The organism is Rathayibacter sp. PhB186, from assembly GCF_003751825.1.
GTDB classification, from domain to species: Bacteria; Actinomycetota; Actinomycetes; order Actinomycetales; family Microbacteriaceae; genus Rathayibacter; species Rathayibacter festucae.
In genome coordinates this window covers 138,904-155,949 of the sequence record NZ_RJKO01000010.1, presented here as the reverse complement: position 1 = coordinate 155,949, position 17,046 = coordinate 138,904, and the positions used below count along the sequence as shown (strand labels likewise).

Genomic DNA, 17,046 nt, shown 5'->3' with positions numbered 1-17,046 from the left:
CCCGATTACCCGTTTTCTTCACCTCTCCGCGGTCTCAACCTATTTCGCTCCACCGGCTCCGTGCCACCCATTCCGGACGCGGTCGCTACGCTCCCTTATTTCGCCCGGAATGGGCGGCACTACGCCGCCTCCACTCAAACGGTTCTTCCCGCCGGAGAGGCAAAGAAAAACGATCAGCCAGAGGGAGCACCCACACCATGCAGACCGCCACCGACTTGCAGACCACCGCGAAGACCTACCTCACGCTCGGGGGCACCCGCGCGGTCGATATCCGCGTCGTGGGCACCGACCCCAAGACGACGCCCTCGGTGCACGTCACCCGCCGCACGTCCGGCGTCTGGGAGGCGTGGCACTCCGACCAGCTGCACGGGATCACCAGCGGCTCGTTCCGCCACTGCGTCGCCCACGCCCGCCGCGCCGCGATCCGCCGCGTCGCACCGTTCCTGAGCCGCTGAGAGGACCACATCATGACCCGCATCGATATCGGCAGCGCCAGCACCGAAGAGCTCTTCCTCATCATCAACACCCGCGTCGACTTCGGCAGCGCCACCAGCGAACAGCTCGCCCTCATCGTGGACACCCGCCGCGCCGAGTCTGATGACGACGCCACCGCCTCGGACGTCGAGATCCTCGCGCACGTCCGCGACACGCTCACCCTCCCCGGTAAGGGCGCTTCGGGCGGGTTCCCCGTCACCGATGACGGCACCGCCTACGCCGCCGCCCTGATCGCGTTCCTCACCCCGCGTGGGAAGCGCCACGGGTGGATCATCGGAACCCCGCAGACGCCGGACGAGCGCGCGGCCAGCACCGAGATCAACCGGCGGTCGAACGAGGCGTGGCAGGCGCTCTCCCCGGCGGAGCGAGCCGCGCAGATCGAGGCCATCGAGTGGGCAGAGAACGGCGGGCCGTGCGACTGCCCCAACTGCTACGAGCCCCCCGACTACTAGCCGCGCGGCGCGGGCCGGCCTGCCGGGCCGGCCCGTGAGGGGCGACCCCCTCACACTCCCCGGTCTTCCCTGTTCCCAGGGCGCGAGCTCCGCACGCGCAGTGGCCGACTGGGAGGCGCAGGCCCGCTATGACGGGACTACTCTGAGCCTCAGAACAAGGGAGTACACGTGCCCATGTGGATGAAGACACACCCCGTCTACGTGGGCGCGCTCCTCGGAGCCATCGTCGCTCTTCTCTACATCGGCCCTGTTTGGGTCTCTTACGTATTCAGCACCACCGATTTTGGCGACGCGAACGAAATCGCCATCGGCGTGATGGGCCTGCTCTTCTTCTTCTTCGCGACTGTCGTTCCGGGGGCGATCGTAGGCACGTACAGCGCAGTTGGTGCGCTGGCAAGCCGAGCGGTCGTCCGCCGCGCGTGCCGCCGGCTGACAGTCACTCGTGAGTCGATCGGGGCTGCGCTGGGAAGTGCTCTCGCGGTCGGCGTGCCCATGCTCCTCGTAGGACCCGCCGAACCGACTCTTCTTCCCACCTTCGGGTCGATGGCGATCCCGGTCCCGGCCTTCCTCGCCGCCGCCGGCATTGCAGGTGCCGCCTCGTTCGTCGTCAATCGCATTCAAATCCGACCGCAGTCGATCTGAGCCGGCTGCCCACCCCGTTCTGGCAGCGCGAGCTCCGCATGCGCAGTGGCGGACTGGGAGGCGCGGGCCCGTTGTGACGGGACTACTGTGAGCTTCAGAACGAGGGAGTACACGTGCCCATGTGGATGAAGAGACACCCCGTCTGTATGGGCGCGCTCCTCGGAGCCATCGTCGCCCTTCTCTATAGCGCCCCTTTCGTCTCCTTACTGTTCGAATACAACGATTTCAGCGATGGGAACAAAATTGCCATCGGCGTCGTCGGTTTCGTGGGTTCCTTCATCGGGATAGCAATCCTGGGTGCAATCGTGGGCACCTACAGCGCAGTCGGTGCGCTCGCGAGCCGAGCGGTCGTCCGCCGTGCCTGCCGCCGCCTGACCGTCACGCGCGAGTCGATCGGGGCCGCGTTGGGGAGCGCGATCGCGGTCGGCGTTCCACTACTTCCCGCGGGCCTCACCGAACCCACCTACGTCCCCGCGTTCGGTTTCGTTCCGGTCCCGGCATTCCTCGTCGCCGGGATCATCGCGGGTGGTGCCGCGTTCGCCGTCAATCGCGTACAGATCCGACCGCAGTCGATCTGAGTTCGGCGCCGGAGGCTTCGAGCAACCGGTCAGGCCGGTGAGCGGTGCGGGTCGGCCTGCGGGCCGGCCCGTGAGGGGCGACCCCCTCACACTCCCCGATCTTCCCCGTTCCGGGGGCGCGAGCTCGCGCTCGCGCAGCGGTGACGGAGCACCGCCGGCAGGAGCCGCTACGCGGCCGGATTACCCGTTTTCTTCACCTCTCCGCGGTTTCAATCTATCTCGCTCCGTCGGCTACGTGCCGTCTCTCTCGGACGCGCCCTCCGGGCTTATTTCGCCCGAGAGAGCCGTCACTCCGCCGACTCCACTCAATTGATTTCATCCCGCCGGAGAGGCAAAGAAAAACGATCAGGAAGACGACAAAAGCCCCGTAGTTGGCTTAGAACCACGGGACTCGTCATCTTCATGGTCGCACACCGATTGAGGAGAAACCATCGTGACTATCACCACCGGAACCGGGACCGTTCAGCACATCGACCCGACCACCCTCGTGATCGAGGCGAACGTGCGCACCAGCGCTCCCGTGACGAAGGACTTCATCGCGTCGATCCGCGAGAACGGAGTCATCACCCCGGTCCTCGCCCGCCGCGACGAGCACGGCAACGTCATCGTCCGCGCCGGACAGCGCCGCACCCTCGCCGCCCGCGAGGCCGGAATGCCCACGATCCCCGTCTACGTCGTGGAGGGCGACGAGACGACCGCGGACCGCATCGTGCAGCAGATCATCGAGAACGACCAGCGCGCCGAACTCTCGGTCGCGGACCGCACCGCAGCGTGGGCGCAGCTCGCGTTCGAGGGCGTCACCGCCGCAGCGATCGCCAAGCGCACCGGCACCAAGACCGACGCGGTAAAGAAGGGCCTCGCGGTCGCGGAATCCGCGACCGTCACCTCCGTGCTCCACGAGCACGAGCTGACCCTGGACCAGGCCGCGGTGCTGTTGGAGTTCGAGGACGACGCCGACGCCCGCGCGAACCTGATCGAGGTCGCCACCCACGACCCAGCCCAGTTCGAGCACACCGCGGAGAGCCTGCGAGAAGAGGCCAAGGAGCGGGCGCTGCTCGCGAAGGTCGAGCAGGAGCAGACCGCGAACGGCTTCCAGCTGCTCACCCGCTCCGACGCCTACGGCGAGGGCACCGCATGGGTCGCCCTCCGCAAGCTCCGCAACGCTGACGATGCGCCGGTCACCGCCGAACACATCACCTCCGTCCCGCTGCGCGGCGCGCTCATCGACACCAGGTGGAACGGCGAAATCGACGTCACCTACTTCGTCCAGGAGCCCACGGAGGCCGGATTCACCTACGCCTACCGCGGCGACGTCCCCGCCGTGGCCCTCACCGCGGAGGAGGCGGAGGAGGAGCGCGTCGAGAAGTCCGCCGAGCGCAAGGTGCTCATCGCCAACAACAAGGCGTGGAACGCGGCCGAGACGGTCCGCCGCGAATGGATCGCCACGTTCCTCAGCCGCAAGACCCTCCCGAAGGACGCGGACCGCATCATCGCTCTCGGTCTCACCGCGCACCGCTTCGCCGTGTCCTCGGGCATGAGCAACGGCAACGCCCTCGCGCACACCCTCCTCGGCATCCCCCAGCCCTCCGGCTACCACGCGGACGCGCTGGCTGCGCTGGTCGAGGCGAACCCCGCGAAGGCCCGCCTGGTCGCGCTGGCCGTCGTCCTCGCAGGCCAGGAGGCGAACACGAGCAAGGAGTCCTGGCGCCGCGGCGACGCCCGCGCCGCCGCTCACTTCCGCCAGCTCGCCGCCTGGGGCTACGCGCTCTCCCCGGTCGAGCAGATCGTCACCGGCGACACCACCCCGGCGGAGGCTGCCGGGCTGAGCTAGCCGCCGCCGAGTGGACCGGCCCAGTGCGGGCCGGTCCACGAGGGGGGACGCTTCCCCCCTCGACCCCCCACCATCGACGCCGGCCGGTCGACCAACATCCGCCGGCACCAGGGAGATGGCGTAGTCAGAACTGTTCGAGCGGACGCTGCGCGGCCGCGTACTCCGCCGCGACGCGGCGGGTGCCGGCGTGCAGAGCACGCCCCCGTTCCCCGCTGCGCTCCGATCGCTGCGCGCTCGTTCTTCTGCCGAAGCACCTGCGGCATCGTACGGGCGCTACGCGGAGCGCAAGTCGGCTGCGCCGACCGCTCCCTCCGAGATTTTCCGCACGCGGTCGCTTCGCTCCCTCCCATCGCGCGGAAATTCTCTCCCCCCGCGCCCTGCGGGTTGCCGCACCACTTCACGCCCTGATCGGCGACACGTCGCCGCTTCGGCAGAAAAACGAGAGGGGAAAACCCATGACCACCACACCCACCACCCCAGCCCCGGTCGACGTAGACGTGTGGGGACACACCCCGGCGCTGCGCGCCGCCGAGGAAGCCGTCAACGCTGCCGCCGCGTCCGGTGAGATCCGCGACCGGCACGCCGCCGTCCGGGCGCTGCTCACCGCGGCCGCCCGGCACGCCTGGCCCACCGCCACCTGCCTCGTGTTCAAGCGCGAAGCCGAAGGCACGTTCTCCGGCTTCTGGGCGCTCTACCGCGTCACCGACGCCGGCCACCGCGTGCTGCGCGAGTGGGAGAACGAACCCGACGAGATGAGCGACGAGTCCGAGGAGGAGCGCGTCGCGCTCGACCTCATCACCAACCACCCCGAACCCCAGGCCTACGCCGACACCTTCGGCCCGCTCAGCGAGGGCACCGCGATCGGCTACCACTTCTACATGCTCTGACCGCTCGCGTGGGCCGCCCCGAAACGGGCCGGCCCACGCGGGGGAGAACCCCCCTCAACCCCCCGACTCATTCACTCCTATGAGTCAATGAGTGAATGAGTAAAAGAAGCAATGAAGCAGGGTCAGGCTCCGGAACGAGAGCGCGGCTTACGCTTCTTCCCTGCCCGGATGTTCCGGTTCTCGATCACGCCGACGACGGCGAGGCCGGTCGCGACGACGACGAGGAGGACCCAGCCGACGACGTTGAACCACTGCCCCGTGAACGCGGCGTACGTCTGCTCGCCGGCGATCGCGAAGAGCATCAGCGACAGCCCGAACCAGACCATGCCGTTGGAAATCAGTGCGGCGCGCGCGAGCTTGGTGCGAGGCTTGGCCATGAGGCCACCCTGGCACCGACACCTGAACGTGTCTACGAGGTCTCGATACCCCCGGTCTCTCCGAACTGTCACGCGTGTTCGGAGCTGGGCGAAGTGGGTTGATGCGCGACCATTTACGGGATAGGGCGGTTCTGAGAAAATGAATGATCAGTTCATTAAGCTTATCGGTGGATTAGCTTTCATTATCTTTGGGATAGGAGCAATCTGGAAGAGAGACGCGTACGCTCGTTGGAACGCTAAATCTATTCGCGCCCTGTGGGGGACGGCGGCGGAGCCTGTAGCTAAATCGTCAAAACCAGGGACGCTTGTTTTTATTGCAATTGTATTCCTAGTTATGGGACTTGTGTTTGTGGTTACTTCTATCGCTTCACTAGCTAGTTAGCAGCAAAGCGTACTGAGCTGAGCGGGTAACCATCATCTGCCCGCCCCTTCGCCGGGAACCGACGCATCGCGCTCTCCGTCAGCATCGCCGGCGTCACGGTTCCAGTACCCAGCCGGTCCCATGCCAGACGGGTGATCGGCAGGTTCCGGCAGAAGATGTCGTGAAACCACGCCCGCGGCAGGTAGCCGTCCGTGTAGAGGTCGTGGAAGTACGTCGCGACCGCCTCTTTCATCAGCAGATCCGACCACGCCTGCGCCTCGGCCAGCGGCAGGCGGAAGAACCGCACCACAGCCACCGCCCGCACCGTCCACAGCCAGACGCTACCCAGCGTGCAGGCGAGGAAGAAGAACGAGAGGAACCACTGCCAGCGCTCGACGGAGGCCGCGAAGCTCGTCACCGTCAGCAAGGCCGGGAGCACCAGGCTCGCCACCGCGTAAGGGATCGCGGAGAGCTGCGACCGGCGCTCTGCTGCGCGCAGCGCCACACCGGCGTGACCTGCGTCACCCAGCTCGCCCGCGAGCGTCGGGCACCGGGTCGTCGTCGTGAACGACTCCGGGACCGGCGTGCCGCGCAGGTGCCGTTCGTCCAGAGCCCGGTGCAGCGCGGCATCGCGCAGCTCGTTGTCATCGGCGCCCGTCAGAAACCCCTCGGGCACCGCGTACTGGTGCGCGACGAACGCCAGCAGCTCCGTCGACGGGTCGACCCGCTCGTCGCCATCCCCGAAGGCGGCCGCGGCGGGGGAGTAGCGGACCATCTTCCCGCCGCGCGAGAACACCGACCGTGCGACCGCCGAGCGCACACGCTCGCGATCGCTGCCGTCCTCAGCCGCGGCGATCAGCCCGCCGAGCCGGCCCCACGGGCCGCGATGCAGGGCGGTCATCTGCCGCATGACATTCACTGGCACCCCTCCCGCTCGACGCTCGCTCATCGAAGCGTCCACGGTATCGCCGCGCTAGTGCGCGGCGTCGTACGCCTCGACCACCTGCGCCGAGATGCGGCCGCGCGGTGAAACCTCGTGGCCGTTCTCAGCAGCCCACTCCCGAATCGCCTTCAACCGGTCCGGGTCGCTTTTCCCGCGAGCGGGAGACGACGCGCCAACGTTGCCGTCCCGGCGGACGCGGCGTCCGGCGGTGACGTACTTCTCGAACACGTCACGCAGCGCGGCGGCGTTCTCCGCCGACAGGTCGATCTCGTAGTTCGCGCCGTCGATCGAGAAGGAGACGGTTCCACCGTCACCCTCAATCGCGGAACCGTCCAGGTCATCGATGAGAGTCAGCTTCTGTGCCATCAGGGGTATCTCCAAGTGATTAGCGGTGATCGCTTGTTTCTAGCAGTCTTCAGCAGCTGTCGCGCCCCGCTCTACGGCGGTTTGCGCGATCATCGGGACATGGTGATTGTGCGCGTATTCGAGATTGCCCAAGAAGCTGGCGTGGATACGAATACCGCGATGCGCGCTCTGAGCGACATGGGCTCCGCAATCAGCAGACCTGAGCAGCGGATCGATGACGACACTGCGGCCGCACTTCGTCACGCACTCCGAGTGCCACCTGCGCCGCCGGAGACCGCCGCCCGCCCGCCCATACCTCCACCCACGGCACCCGAGCGGCGGCCGGAGCGCTCACCGGGTGGAACCGGGACCACGCCGCGCTTTCCTGTGCGACCGATGCCGCGCAGCCTCATGGTGGCCGAACGCGACGCGGCGATCCGAGACATGATCCCGGGCGTCTACGAGCAGCTACGTGGTAGCGCCGTCCCGATCGATGAGCCGGTCGTCCTCTTTCACGACCTTACTCAGCAGCCGAAATACGGACTATCCACTCTTCGCGGAGCTGCCTGGCAGCCGCCGGCAGGGAGCCGCCTCAGTCGCACCAGACTTATCGAACCGCTTCGGATCATCGACCGCCCGTATCGCGAGCGAGGGTTGCACCCCGCCAACGTGTTCATCGTCATCAACGTACGATCTCAGCGCGCCTGGTTCGGGCAGTCGTTGAGGGCGGTGCGAGCGCACACGTCGGGACCGTTCCTCGACCCGAGAACGGGTATCGAGACTCCGCCTCAGCCGCTCGACAGTCCGCCCGTGCGCCTCCCTCTCCGCGCCCAGGTCTTCGCGCCCGCGGACGTCCCTCACCTGGCGCGCAGCGTGAGCGCGCCGGCGGACAGCCCCGAAGAGTCGTTCCTGCTTCACGAGGAGCTGTTGCAGCTCGCGGTGGACAGCCTGGATGGGAACGAGCACCTTGACCCGCTCCCGGTCCACATCAACGCCCTCTGGGTGTTTGCCCGTCCGGTGATCATGCATCGACCAGACGGCACGGAGCGCCACGTGCGCGCCGTCTGGTACCGACAGGGCGCCGTCGTCTGGCGAATGCGCACGTTCGCCGCCGGCCGCGGACACGACGCGAAGGAGGTCGGAGAGCGGCTCGCCGGCCGACTGCCGTTCGTGCCGGTCTGGGACGAGACTCGGCCCGAACAGAAAATGCTCGCCGCCGTGTGGGCGCTCATGGCGCAGGGCGACGTCACCGAGTCGGATCGACAAGTCGGCGCACATAGAGGCTCGGACGTAGGAGCGGCGGGTGACCTGGTGGTCGTTCGCGTGAAGGCAGGAACGGACCACGCACAGGTCTACCGCCGCGAAGACGCGACCAACCTCGAGGACCGGGATCCGTGGAGCGTGCGCGGTCATTGGCGTCACCAGCCCTACCCATCGCTCGGGCGAGATGAGGACGGGAAGACACTCACGAAGATGATCTGGATTGCGTCCTACGTGAAGGGGGATCCGTCGGGTGACCTGCCGGTCGACAAGGTCATCGCAGTTCGCCCTTAGAACGCAGAGGCGTGGCCGCTGTCTAGCCGCTGGGATGCCGCGAGACGTCAATGGTCCGAGCGTCCGGTGATGTCTTGTTCCCGAACACTCATCCCCTCATTCACTCATTTGAGTTCTGGCCGATGTGGTCCCGAACAGGGGCTGCTCCGCGGGCAGGGAGGGTCAGCTTCCGTTATCCGTCGAACACTTCACCGCTGGCGAAGGCTGCATCCTCGGCCAGTAGTGACACCAGGGGCTCCGGGCAGCCGTCGAGCAGGACGCGTCCGGCTGAGGGCATGGGGTCGCCACTGAACGCGATCTCGATGCGGTAGCAGGTGTAGACCTCGCTCGGACCCGTGCTGTCATCAGCGGGGGAGCGGGGACCCGAGGCGATGAAGACCGAGGCGGTCGCTGAAGTGGGCGTGGATGAGAGGTCGTAGAGGACGACGCCGCCAGCGTCGAGGTCCAGCTCGGCAGCTGTAGACGCTTCCCCATCCCATCGCGTGCCGTTGAGTGCCGCGAGGTAGGGCTCGGGTTCGTTGACGCGCGGACTGAAGAGCTCTCTCGACAGGGGGTCCTCGAAGGCAGCGATCTGGCGCCAGAGCACCCCGTCGATCCCGCTGTCGTAGCCGCGGTACTCGGTCGGCCCGCATCCGGAGGCAAGGAACGCGATTGCGCCGACCGCGACAGTGGACGCGACTGTGCGAGCTCGTTCCATGCGCGCCACTCTAGGCGTGACTCTGCCGCACCAACTGTCGCGTATGGGGACCGGGCGGCTGGTCAGTCGTCCTCACCGATCGACTGACGGAGCCGCTGGATCTGCTTCTTCGTCGTCGTCCATGCGGCGGCGTGCGTCCCATAAGGGTGCGGTCAGCGGTTCACCGGCGCTGGCGGTGAGCGCTGATCGAGCAGAGCACGGATCCGCTCGTAGGATCTGTTCGTGGCATCGGCCGAGTTCGCGAAGCGCAGCGCCGAGGCGATCGTGCTGTACCCAGCCGTCGACTATCGCGCTGAGGTTGCCATTCGAGCGCTCGTGCCCGACTACCCCCGCCTCAGCCGTAGCCAGCACCCGCTGATCCTCGGTACCGCAGAGGGCCTGGAGTTCTGGGACGACCGCAACCAGGCGGAGCCGGGCGCGGTGCTGCCGTGGAGTCGCGTCGTCGCGATGAACGGCCCAAGCCCCATGTCGCGGCTCGGCGGACTGCGCATTCGGGTGCGGCACGGTGATCGAGCGCTCACCGCGGAGATCCCGCTGCGACCTGGCGGCGCCGGTGTGCAGCACCTTCCCGACGTCACTGTCTCGGTGCTCGCGAACCGCCTCCGCCTCGTCGCATCGGCGGCCGGGATGGCTGAGGATGTGGCAGAAGTCAGGCCCACCACCGTTCGACTGCTCCCCGGGGTCGACTCGACCGGATACGCGGCCCGAGCCGGCTGGGTGGCTCTCGCCGGTACGGCGTGCATCGTCCTGTTCCTCTTGCTGTTGTGGCTGCTGCCGCTCGACGTCCGGCAGCAGCCGCTTGTCGCCGTCCCGCTCTATGGCTTGATGATCGCCTTCTTCGTCAGCATCGTCGTGGCCCTCCTCTTCACTCGATACGGGAGCGTCCGCCTCGAAGAGGAGACGTCCGCCGGCTACCGCATCACGGGCGCACCCTGGCCGGTAGGCATCCCACTGGTCGACCGCCGAACAGGCGAAGTCATCCCCAACCCTCAGGGCGCGGTACCTCCGGGCACTGTCTGATCTCGATTCGAAGCAGGGTCGCCGGGCCACGTTGGCATCGGCTCCGAGCTCAGGTGATCTTGTCGGCCTCGCGGAGCACCTGGTCGACGTCGTCTCGGAGTTGCTGCAGCTCGCTCTGGTGAGCGTCGATGAAGTCGAGTTGGATCTTCGTCTCCATGCCTGCCAGCGTCTCGATGGTGCCGAGCTGGTCCTTGCAGGTGACGTCGATGACCGCGATCGCGATCTGGTCCGGACCGGGCGCCGAGTAGTCGATTGCGGGGAGCAGTGCCTCATCAGAGTCGGAGTCGGTCAGTCCTTCCTTCTCGATGCATTCGGCCCAGAGAGCTCGCTGCTTCTGGAACTCTCCGCTGGCTACCACTTCGGCGCGAGCCTCGAGAGAGCCTTGGTCTGCGATGGTCGGTTCGGGTGTGGAGTTGATGACCATGGTCGGCAGGGTGTCGGCGGTGCGGAGGCACGTCATGGCCTTGTTCCACCAGTCGGTTCCGAGTGCTTCCTGCTCGGCGTCCAGAGCAGCCCGGGCGGGACTGTAGGCGGACTCGTATCCATTGATCCGGGCTTCTTCCATGGCCCACAGACCGTAGGGACGATCGGGAGAGGGAGAGGTCTCGAGTTCGGTCACCCAGCCGAAATCTGCCTGCGGGTAGGGCAGTCCCTGCTCAGCCATGCATGCGCCGACAAGGATGTCGTTCGCGTGCTGCACCAAGGCTGCCTCGGCCTGGCTCATGACGTAGGCCTCGAGCGGAAAGTTGATCTGACCGGTTCCGCGGTCGAGATCCGCGGGGACGATCGCGGCCGGATCGGCGGCGCTCGCGGCGCAGCCGGAGAGTAGGAGAACAGCCGCCGTGCCGGCGGCAAGGCCGGCGAGCAGCCGGCGAGCAGGAGACGTTGAAGGTGAGGATCGCATGGGCTGCCGTTCTGTCGTGGTGGAGGAAGGGGCGTGCGGGATCAGCATTGGAACTGTCCGTTCCCGAAGACGGTGCAGCCCTCGAGCGCGCCGTTCGGCGTTCCGCCGGCTGGCGCCTGGTCGACGACGCTGGTCTCGACCGATGTCGTGGAGAGAGGGCCGGCGGGGAGGTCGCCTGTCGGTTCGAGGAGCACTCTCCGTTCCCCGATCAGCTGTCCGGTGTCGGGGTCGATGAGGATCTCCTGCCGGGTGCCGGTGGTGGACTCCACCCGTCCGATCGCAACACCGGTCGCGCCCTCGAAGGTCACCTGCTGGTCGGTGATGGTCACTCCGGGGATCCTGGCTGCCGCCTCGAACAGTGCCGCGCGCAGCTCCGCGGGGATGGTCCCGCGGCGCAGGGCGTCCGCGATGAACACGAGTGCTTCGCCCTCGCGGGAGGGGCCGGTGCTCCCAATCAGCACGTAGATGCGCTCCAGGAGCTTGCTCGGGTCGCGGGGGAGCGAGGTGAACTCGGTCATCTGCGAGAACTGCTCGCCGCCATAGAAGCGTCCGCCCGCAGCGCGCAGAAGCTCACCCACGTCACGTCCCTCCGCCGCACGACGCGCGAAGTCCGCCGCCGCTGCCTCTTCGCTCGCGGGCGAGAACGTCTCGTACAGCTCCGGCACCGGTCGGTCCCACACCCACTCGTCGGAGGTGTCGGCCGGTATGTAGAGCCGGTCGCGGTGGAGCACGAGGTAGCTTGCGGCCGTATCGCTGCTCACCAGGCTGACCTCCGAGGTCGTCACCATCAGGAACTGCCCCGGAGCGAGAACCGGGTCCGTGGTCTGGATCGCGCGAGCGGCCGCCGCCTGGAGAACGGCCGCGGCCGCCGGCGAGGCACCTCCGGAGCCCGCCCCGAGGACGTTCACGCCCACGAGGACCGTGGCGACGGCCCCGGCGCCGACCGCGGCGAGCATCAGTCGGCGCGGAAGGACGGCACGACGCTTCGGGAGCGGGGGAGCGTCGGTCTCCTGGCGGATCCGTTCGAAGAGCGCCGCACGTCCACGAGCGAGGACGGCCTCGTCGGGATCGTCCACGACCTCACTGAGACTGCGCAGCAGCGTCAGGCTGTCCATGCTCCACCTCCACTCGGCGGGTCGTCCCCGCGTCCAGAACGCGCCGCAGCTTCGTGCGCGCGCGATTCAAGCGTGACCGGACCGTCCCGATCGGGACGTCCAGAGCGTCGGCGATGCCCTGATAGTCCAGGTCACCCCACGCATGCAGCAGCAGAACGTCCCTCTCCCCAGCCGGGAGACGACGCAGCGCCCGCCCGAGCCGACGCACGGCAGCGGACGCGTCCAGCCGTGAAGCGACAGCATCGAGAGGATCGAGTTCGAGGACCTGCGCGACGTGCTCCGCGAACATGCCCTTCCACGCCCTCGCCTCCAGACGTGCGCGCTTGCGCAGCAGAACCGTCGCGATCCCGAGCAGCCACGCTCGGACATCACCCCGCACGGCATCGAACCGAGCCCGACTCTCGAACGCGACGAGGAACGTCTCTGACGAGACGTCCTCCGCCGCGGCGACACCCACCCGAAGGGCTGCGTACCGGTAGACGAGGCGGGCATGCCGGTCGTAGAGAACAGCGAAAGCGGCCGGTTCCCCCAGGGACCGGCCGACGACCTCACCATCCGTCTCGACGCTCACAATAGGTATTGCACGATCAGTGCCAGAAAGTTCCCACGAATATCCTCACCCGGTCTGCGCGGGTTGATCTCTGCGATCTGGTCATCCTTCGATCAGCGGGCGTGTTACCGCGTGCATTTCCTCCGACGACACCCGCGCTGCGCTGCTGTGAGTAGATCATCCAGCTGAGCAGCAGCTTGTCCGCCAGGGGGGGCACGCTGGCTGTGTCAGCGAGGGTCGAGGTCCTGGAAGGTTGAGGGGAAGTTGTCGAGCCAGTGCCACCGGTCGATGGGCCAGGTGATCGCGACCGCGCGGCCAGTGACGTTGCCGGTCGGGACGAAACCTTTCGAGGGTGTTCCCTGCTGGAGCCGAGAGTCGGCCGAATTGCCGCGGTTGTCGCCCATCACCCAGAGCGCGTCGGCCGGCACTGTGACATCGAACGGGATAGACGAGGCTGCCGTCGAACTCTCGGCGTCCTTGACGTAGGGACTCTCATCGAGGGGCTGCCCGTTGACGGTCATCTGGCCCAGAGGGTTGCAGCAGACGACGTGATCCCCCGGGAGGCCGATCAGGCGCTTGATGAGGTGATCGTTCGTCTCCTCCGCAGTGAGTCCTACAGCCTGTAGTGCGTTGTCGAGGAGGCCGGTGATCGAGCCTCCTTCGTCCGCGGGAACCGGTTCGAGCCAGCCACCGGGGTCTTTGAACACGATGACGTCGCCGCGTGAGAGGGGAACGACGTCGGGGACGAGCTCGTTGACGATGATCCGATCCTCCTGCACGAGCGTGTTGTTCATCGAGGACGACGGGATGTAGAACGATCGCACCAGGAACGTCTTCACCAGGCCGGAAATCAGCACCGCTACGACGACGATCACGAGCACGTCGCGCAGGAGCAGCAGCACCCCGTTGCGACGAGCCCGCGGGGTGCCAGGCGTTATCGGCGGTGCGGTCTCGGACGGAGTGGTCATGTTGAGAGGCTAAGGGCGCCGAGTGCTTGTGCATGCCGGCGCTGTTGGAGATCTCGCTCCGGGGTGAGCGCGAACGTCGTCCCGTATAGGGATGGCTGACCGGACGTTTCTGCGCCACGGTTGGTCGGCAGAGTTGGCGAAGGTTGGGTACCGAGTAACTGCCGGTCAGGAGAGAGGAAGGGCCTCCAGGAACTCGGTGACCTGCTTCGACGTGAAAGCTCCCAGTGCTCCGCCGGCTCCGCCGACCAAGATGCGCTGGATCCCCTCCGCGATCGCCCGGAACTTCTGAGGGCGCGCCTGGCCCGCAGCTTCTTCCTCGAGTTCAGTGGCCGCGGTCGTCAGCTCAGTCTTCTGCAGTCCGCTGCTCAGTTGCGAGAGCTGATGTAAAGCGCGTGCGAGCTCTTCGGCGCCGGCCTTCACCTCCCCGATGTTCTGGTTCTGCGTGAAGTGGCTGCTGCCGGTTGCGAACTGAGTGGGGCCGTGGAAGGCGTACGACGTCGCACCGCCCTTCTCCGTCGGCTCCATGTGCACGTCGCGATCGTGTTCCACGTAGTCCTCACCCTTGACTGTCAGCGACGGGAAGAGGGGGCTCTTCCGCCCCCATGCTCCTTCGCCTTCGATGAAGTCTCGAGCTCTGAGCCATGCCCCGGCCTCCAGGAACTCGTCCTCCGGATAGGGCGCGCCCAGGTAGGAGGCACCGGAGGGGAGGAACTTGCTGCTGTCTGCTGATCCGTCACGGCGGGTGTTGTAGATCCAGCGGAGGTAGTCGTTGCGCAGCTGGCGGGCGCGCTGCGCTCGATCGTCCCGACGACGACTCAGCTCTGCCCATGTATCGCGGCCGGCCTGCGTCGGCCGCGCGAGCCATGCCCCACTGGCACGGCGATCGAGGTTCAGCAGCCCCTCGTCTTCTAGCGTCGACGCGTCAGCTGAAACCATCGAGCGTTCGCCGGAATTCGCGTCGGGCGCCGCCAGCGTCCGACTCGATACCTGGCTCTCGCCCGCGTCAGTCAGCTCGATCGCACGCCCCAGAAGATCGAGGCGACGAAAATCGTGCGGTTCCAGGTGCTCGAGTCCCATGAGTCGTACGGTAACCGGCACCTCCGACAGCTTCCGCTCCTGATCGGCGTCCCCCGGACTGCGGGGCGTTTCACCGGAGAAAACGCGCATATATAGAAGTGTCCCCACCTCGGGCGCGGATACGGTCGAATCGTGCAGCGGACGATCGAGCAGTGGCGGGCGACCGCGGTTGAGTGTCTGCGCGATTTTTTGGACTCCGAGCGTGCGTTCGTCGTCCCCGAGCTCGAAGCGAAGCTCGCTGATCAGCGGTGGGGTGAGTTCCCGGCGATCAACCCGCACCACTTGACTACGGCGAGGCTCGCGTTGCAGCGATCAGGCGAGATCTCGGTGCAGCGTGAGCAGACGAGGGGGAAGGGGTGGATCACGACTTACTCGGCCACCAGCAGAGTCAAGGAGGCTGCTCGCCGTGCGGCTCGGAAACGGCTCCTGTACAGCCGATACCTCGGGTGGACACGCGAGACGAGTGACTGGAATCCGGCGCCGATCCCAGCCGCTCTTGAGCGGGTGATCCATGTCTCTCTCACGGCGGCCGCGCCCCATGGCTACCGGCTACTTGCGCCAGGTGGAGGAGAGGTTCGCTCCATCTTCGGTGAACGAGTGCCGGGTGGTCCCGTCGATAACGCCGCGTTCCACACGGCGTTGCAGGAGAACGGGCTCCCCGGCGCAACCACGCTCGTTCCAATTGAAGCGAAGAACATCCGGGCCTGGGTCTACCCGCGCACCCAAGAGCTCTTCCAGCTGCTCGACAAGTCCGCATCGCTGCACGAGCGTCACCCCGAAGTGCCGATCACTCCGGTGTTCGTCTGTCGGCGGCTGCAAGCCACGACCGCGTGGATGGCGCAGCAGATGGGGTTCCACGTGATCGAGACGAAGACACAGTACGTCCGACCTGTCGTCATCGAGAAAGACGATGATGCGCACCGGAAGTTCGATGAGGTGAACAACGAGCTCGGCTTCAACCTCACCGCTCACGAGAGCGAGGTTGCCCCGATGGTCAGCCAGTTCGCCAAGACGCTCCCGCGGCGGATGGAAGTGGCCTCTGAGCGATGGGCAGTGGTCGCGGATCATCCTCGGGTCCCAGATCTACTAGCTCAACTCCGCGATGAAGAAGTGCTCGGCGCCGCCCGGCTCGCATGCATCGAGGAGCTGGGCCAAAGCGTGCAGGAGGCGACGGGTGAAGACGTCCGCTGGACCTCAGTCGACCGGCCCGACGATCTTGACGACCGGTTCTAGCCCGCTCGCTCGGGGCGACGCTGACGGTCTCGCAAGGGAATCGATGACCGGCGCGCACCTTGTCTCGCGGGAGCGGGTCGGTGGGAAGGGTCGCTATGGAGTCTCGTGCCCGTAGGCGGTGAGGCAGGCGGTGAGATTCGTGTTGAAGGCGACCCGCTGGGTCTCGAGGTAGTTGATCGTGACCGATCCGCCGCCGCCCGGGGTGCTCTGCCACCCATCACGGGCGAGGCACTGCGAGATGTTCGTGACGTAAACCAAATCGGGTTGCCCGTCGGCCTTCGGGCCGGCGATAGTCATGCCGCCGGTCACGGTCGGGGCGGTGAGCGCGAGGAGCGCGAGACCGATGAAAGCGGCGTTGCCGAGCGCGATCGTCAAGGTGGCTGTGCGGGCGCCCGGCGAGAGGCGGGAGAAGTGCGTAGCGAGTCCGTTCCAGGCGAGGTTCCACTCCTCGGTCGGAGAGGGCGCGGTGCGGTTCTCGGCATCGGCGGTGTCGAGGAGTGTGCCAATCAGCGCTTCCTCGTGTTCCTCGCGCCACGTTCTCGGGTACCAGTGCAGAAGCCGGCGGTACTGCCGCTCAAGGGTGGTGCTCACGTCAATCCTCCTGCGGGGGTGATGCCGCGTCGTCGGCGGAGCATGCTCCGTGCGGCGGCGGCATTGGCTTCAAGGCGTGCGGCCTCGTCGGCTAGGCGTGCTGCGCCCTCGTCGGTGAGGGAGTAGTGGCGGCGCGTGCGGCCGTTGACGACGACATCGGCCAGAGGCGTCACGAAGCCTGTCCGGGCGAGACGATCGAGGGCGGTGTAGAGGGTGCCGGGGCGCAACCGGACTGCGCCGCACGAGAGCGCCGCGACGTCCTCGATGAGCGCGTAGCCGTGCTTATCGCCCTCCGCGAGGGCGGAGAGGATCAGGAACGTCGGTTCCTGCATCTGTGTACCAGCCATGCCGCGAGCATACATCGGTCATCGGTATATTGAAGAGGGCCAACATGGGTGTTCCGCTAGAGGATGGTCCATCGGACGG

At 66.9% G+C, this 17,046-nt stretch carries 20 protein-coding genes; 9 read left to right on the top strand and 11 right to left on the bottom strand.

Annotation, left to right across the window (positions count from 1 at the left end):
• Positions 1–197 precede the first annotated feature (197 nt).
• The 6 genes from EDF45_RS19400 to EDF45_RS19375 all read left to right on the top strand — a co-directional run bounded on the left by EDF45_RS19400 (position 198) and on the right by EDF45_RS19375 (position 4,885).
• Positions 198–455 carry a hypothetical protein gene (locus EDF45_RS19400; protein ID WP_123737476.1) on the top strand — a complete coding sequence of 86 codons (258 nt, stop codon included), beginning with the start codon at positions 198–200 and terminating at the stop codon, positions 453–455.
• Between the two features lie 12 nt (positions 456–467).
• Entirely contained in the window at positions 468–947 is a 480-nt protein-coding gene (locus EDF45_RS19395) for a hypothetical protein (RefSeq protein WP_123737477.1), read from the top strand.
• A gap of 168 nt (positions 948–1,115) precedes the next feature.
• Positions 1,116–1,589, top strand: coding sequence for a hypothetical protein (locus EDF45_RS19390; RefSeq protein WP_148060334.1), 474 nt, complete (start codon positions 1,116–1,118; stop codon positions 1,587–1,589).
• Positions 1,590–1,735: 146 nt separating this feature from the next.
• Positions 1,736–2,167: a hypothetical protein gene (locus EDF45_RS19385; protein WP_148060335.1), complete on the top strand. Its 432-nt coding sequence runs from the start codon at positions 1,736–1,738 to the stop codon at positions 2,165–2,167.
• A 433-nt stretch (positions 2,168–2,600) separates the two neighbouring features.
• Positions 2,601–3,998: a ParB/RepB/Spo0J family partition protein gene (locus EDF45_RS19380; RefSeq protein WP_123737480.1), complete on the top strand. Its 1,398-nt coding sequence runs from the start codon at positions 2,601–2,603 to the stop codon at positions 3,996–3,998.
• 455 nt (positions 3,999–4,453) lie between these two features.
• Entirely contained in the window at positions 4,454–4,885 is a 432-nt protein-coding gene (locus EDF45_RS19375) for a hypothetical protein (protein WP_148060336.1), read from the top strand.
• Positions 4,886–5,007: 122 nt separating this feature from the next.
• Here the strand turns inward: EDF45_RS19375 and EDF45_RS19370 are convergent, their stop codons facing one another.
• The 3 genes from EDF45_RS19370 to EDF45_RS19360 form a co-directional block, all read right to left on the bottom strand.
• Positions 5,008–5,262, bottom strand: a complete 255-nt coding sequence (locus tag EDF45_RS19370) for a hypothetical protein (protein WP_123737482.1) — start codon at positions 5,260–5,262, stop codon at positions 5,008–5,010.
• A gap of 374 nt (positions 5,263–5,636) precedes the next feature.
• Complete coding sequence (locus EDF45_RS19365; RefSeq protein WP_148070848.1) at positions 5,637–6,542, bottom strand: hypothetical protein; 906 nt, start codon at positions 6,540–6,542, stop codon at positions 5,637–5,639.
• A gap of 54 nt (positions 6,543–6,596) precedes the next feature.
• Positions 6,597–6,932 carry an Lsr2 family protein gene (locus EDF45_RS19360; RefSeq protein ID WP_123737484.1) on the bottom strand — a complete coding sequence of 112 codons (336 nt, stop codon included), beginning with the start codon at positions 6,930–6,932 and terminating at the stop codon, positions 6,597–6,599.
• Between the two features lie 393 nt (positions 6,933–7,325).
• On the opposite strand from EDF45_RS19360, the gene EDF45_RS19355 reads away from it, so the two are divergent.
• The gene (locus tag EDF45_RS19355; protein WP_185020285.1) at positions 7,326–8,465 is read left to right on the top strand and encodes a hypothetical protein; all 1,140 of its coding nucleotides are present in this window, start codon (positions 7,326–7,328) and stop codon (positions 8,463–8,465) included.
• 172 nt (positions 8,466–8,637) lie between these two features.
• Here EDF45_RS19355 and EDF45_RS19350 read toward each other — a convergent pair whose 3' ends face one another.
• The gene (locus EDF45_RS19350) at positions 8,638–9,162 is read right to left on the bottom strand and encodes a hypothetical protein (protein WP_123737486.1); all 525 of its coding nucleotides are present in this window, start codon (positions 9,160–9,162) and stop codon (positions 8,638–8,640) included.
• Positions 9,163–9,384: 222 nt separating this feature from the next.
• Here EDF45_RS19350 and EDF45_RS19345 point away from each other — a divergent pair, with 222 nt between their 5' ends.
• Positions 9,385–10,182 (top strand): hypothetical protein, encoded by a 798-nt coding sequence (locus tag EDF45_RS19345; RefSeq protein WP_123737487.1) that lies wholly within the window; start codon positions 9,385–9,387, stop codon positions 10,180–10,182.
• A 49-nt stretch (positions 10,183–10,231) separates the two neighbouring features.
• Here EDF45_RS19345 and EDF45_RS19340 read toward each other — a convergent pair whose 3' ends face one another.
• The 5 genes from EDF45_RS19340 to EDF45_RS19320 all read right to left on the bottom strand — a co-directional run bounded on the left by EDF45_RS19340 (position 10,232) and on the right by EDF45_RS19320 (position 14,886).
• The gene (locus EDF45_RS19340) at positions 10,232–11,134 is read right to left on the bottom strand and encodes a hypothetical protein (protein ID WP_123737488.1); all 903 of its coding nucleotides are present in this window, start codon (positions 11,132–11,134) and stop codon (positions 10,232–10,234) included.
• Positions 11,128–12,201 (bottom strand): CU044_5270 family protein, encoded by a 1,074-nt coding sequence (locus tag EDF45_RS19335; RefSeq protein ID WP_123737489.1) that lies wholly within the window; start codon positions 12,199–12,201, stop codon positions 11,128–11,130. The genes EDF45_RS19340 and EDF45_RS19335 overlap by 7 nt, the downstream gene beginning before the upstream one ends.
• Positions 12,167–12,772 (bottom strand): RNA polymerase sigma factor, encoded by a 606-nt coding sequence (locus EDF45_RS19330; RefSeq protein WP_123737490.1) that lies wholly within the window; start codon positions 12,770–12,772, stop codon positions 12,167–12,169. Before EDF45_RS19330 ends, EDF45_RS19335 begins: the two co-directional genes overlap by 35 nt.
• 206 nt (positions 12,773–12,978) lie before the next feature.
• Entirely contained in the window at positions 12,979–13,719 is a 741-nt protein-coding gene (gene lepB / locus EDF45_RS19325) for a signal peptidase I (RefSeq protein ID WP_123737491.1), read from the bottom strand.
• A gap of 165 nt (positions 13,720–13,884) precedes the next feature.
• Positions 13,885–14,886, bottom strand: a complete 1,002-nt coding sequence (locus EDF45_RS19320) for a hypothetical protein (protein WP_123737492.1) — start codon at positions 14,884–14,886, stop codon at positions 13,885–13,887.
• 42 nt (positions 14,887–14,928) lie between these two features.
• On the opposite strand from EDF45_RS19320, the gene EDF45_RS19315 reads away from it, so the two are divergent.
• Positions 14,929–16,029 carry a hypothetical protein gene (locus EDF45_RS19315; RefSeq protein ID WP_123737493.1) on the top strand — a complete coding sequence of 367 codons (1,101 nt, stop codon included), beginning with the start codon at positions 14,929–14,931 and terminating at the stop codon, positions 16,027–16,029.
• Between the two features lie 93 nt (positions 16,030–16,122).
• On the opposite strand, the gene EDF45_RS19310 is transcribed toward EDF45_RS19315, so the two are convergent.
• Both EDF45_RS19310 and EDF45_RS19305 read right to left on the bottom strand, forming a co-directional pair.
• Entirely contained in the window at positions 16,123–16,620 is a 498-nt protein-coding gene (locus tag EDF45_RS19310) for a hypothetical protein (RefSeq protein ID WP_123737494.1), read from the bottom strand.
• Positions 16,617–16,967: a PadR family transcriptional regulator gene (locus EDF45_RS19305; RefSeq protein ID WP_221181162.1), complete on the bottom strand. Its 351-nt coding sequence runs from the start codon at positions 16,965–16,967 to the stop codon at positions 16,617–16,619. Before EDF45_RS19305 ends, EDF45_RS19310 begins: the two co-directional genes overlap by 4 nt.
• Between the last annotated feature and the right edge of the window lie 79 nt (positions 16,968–17,046).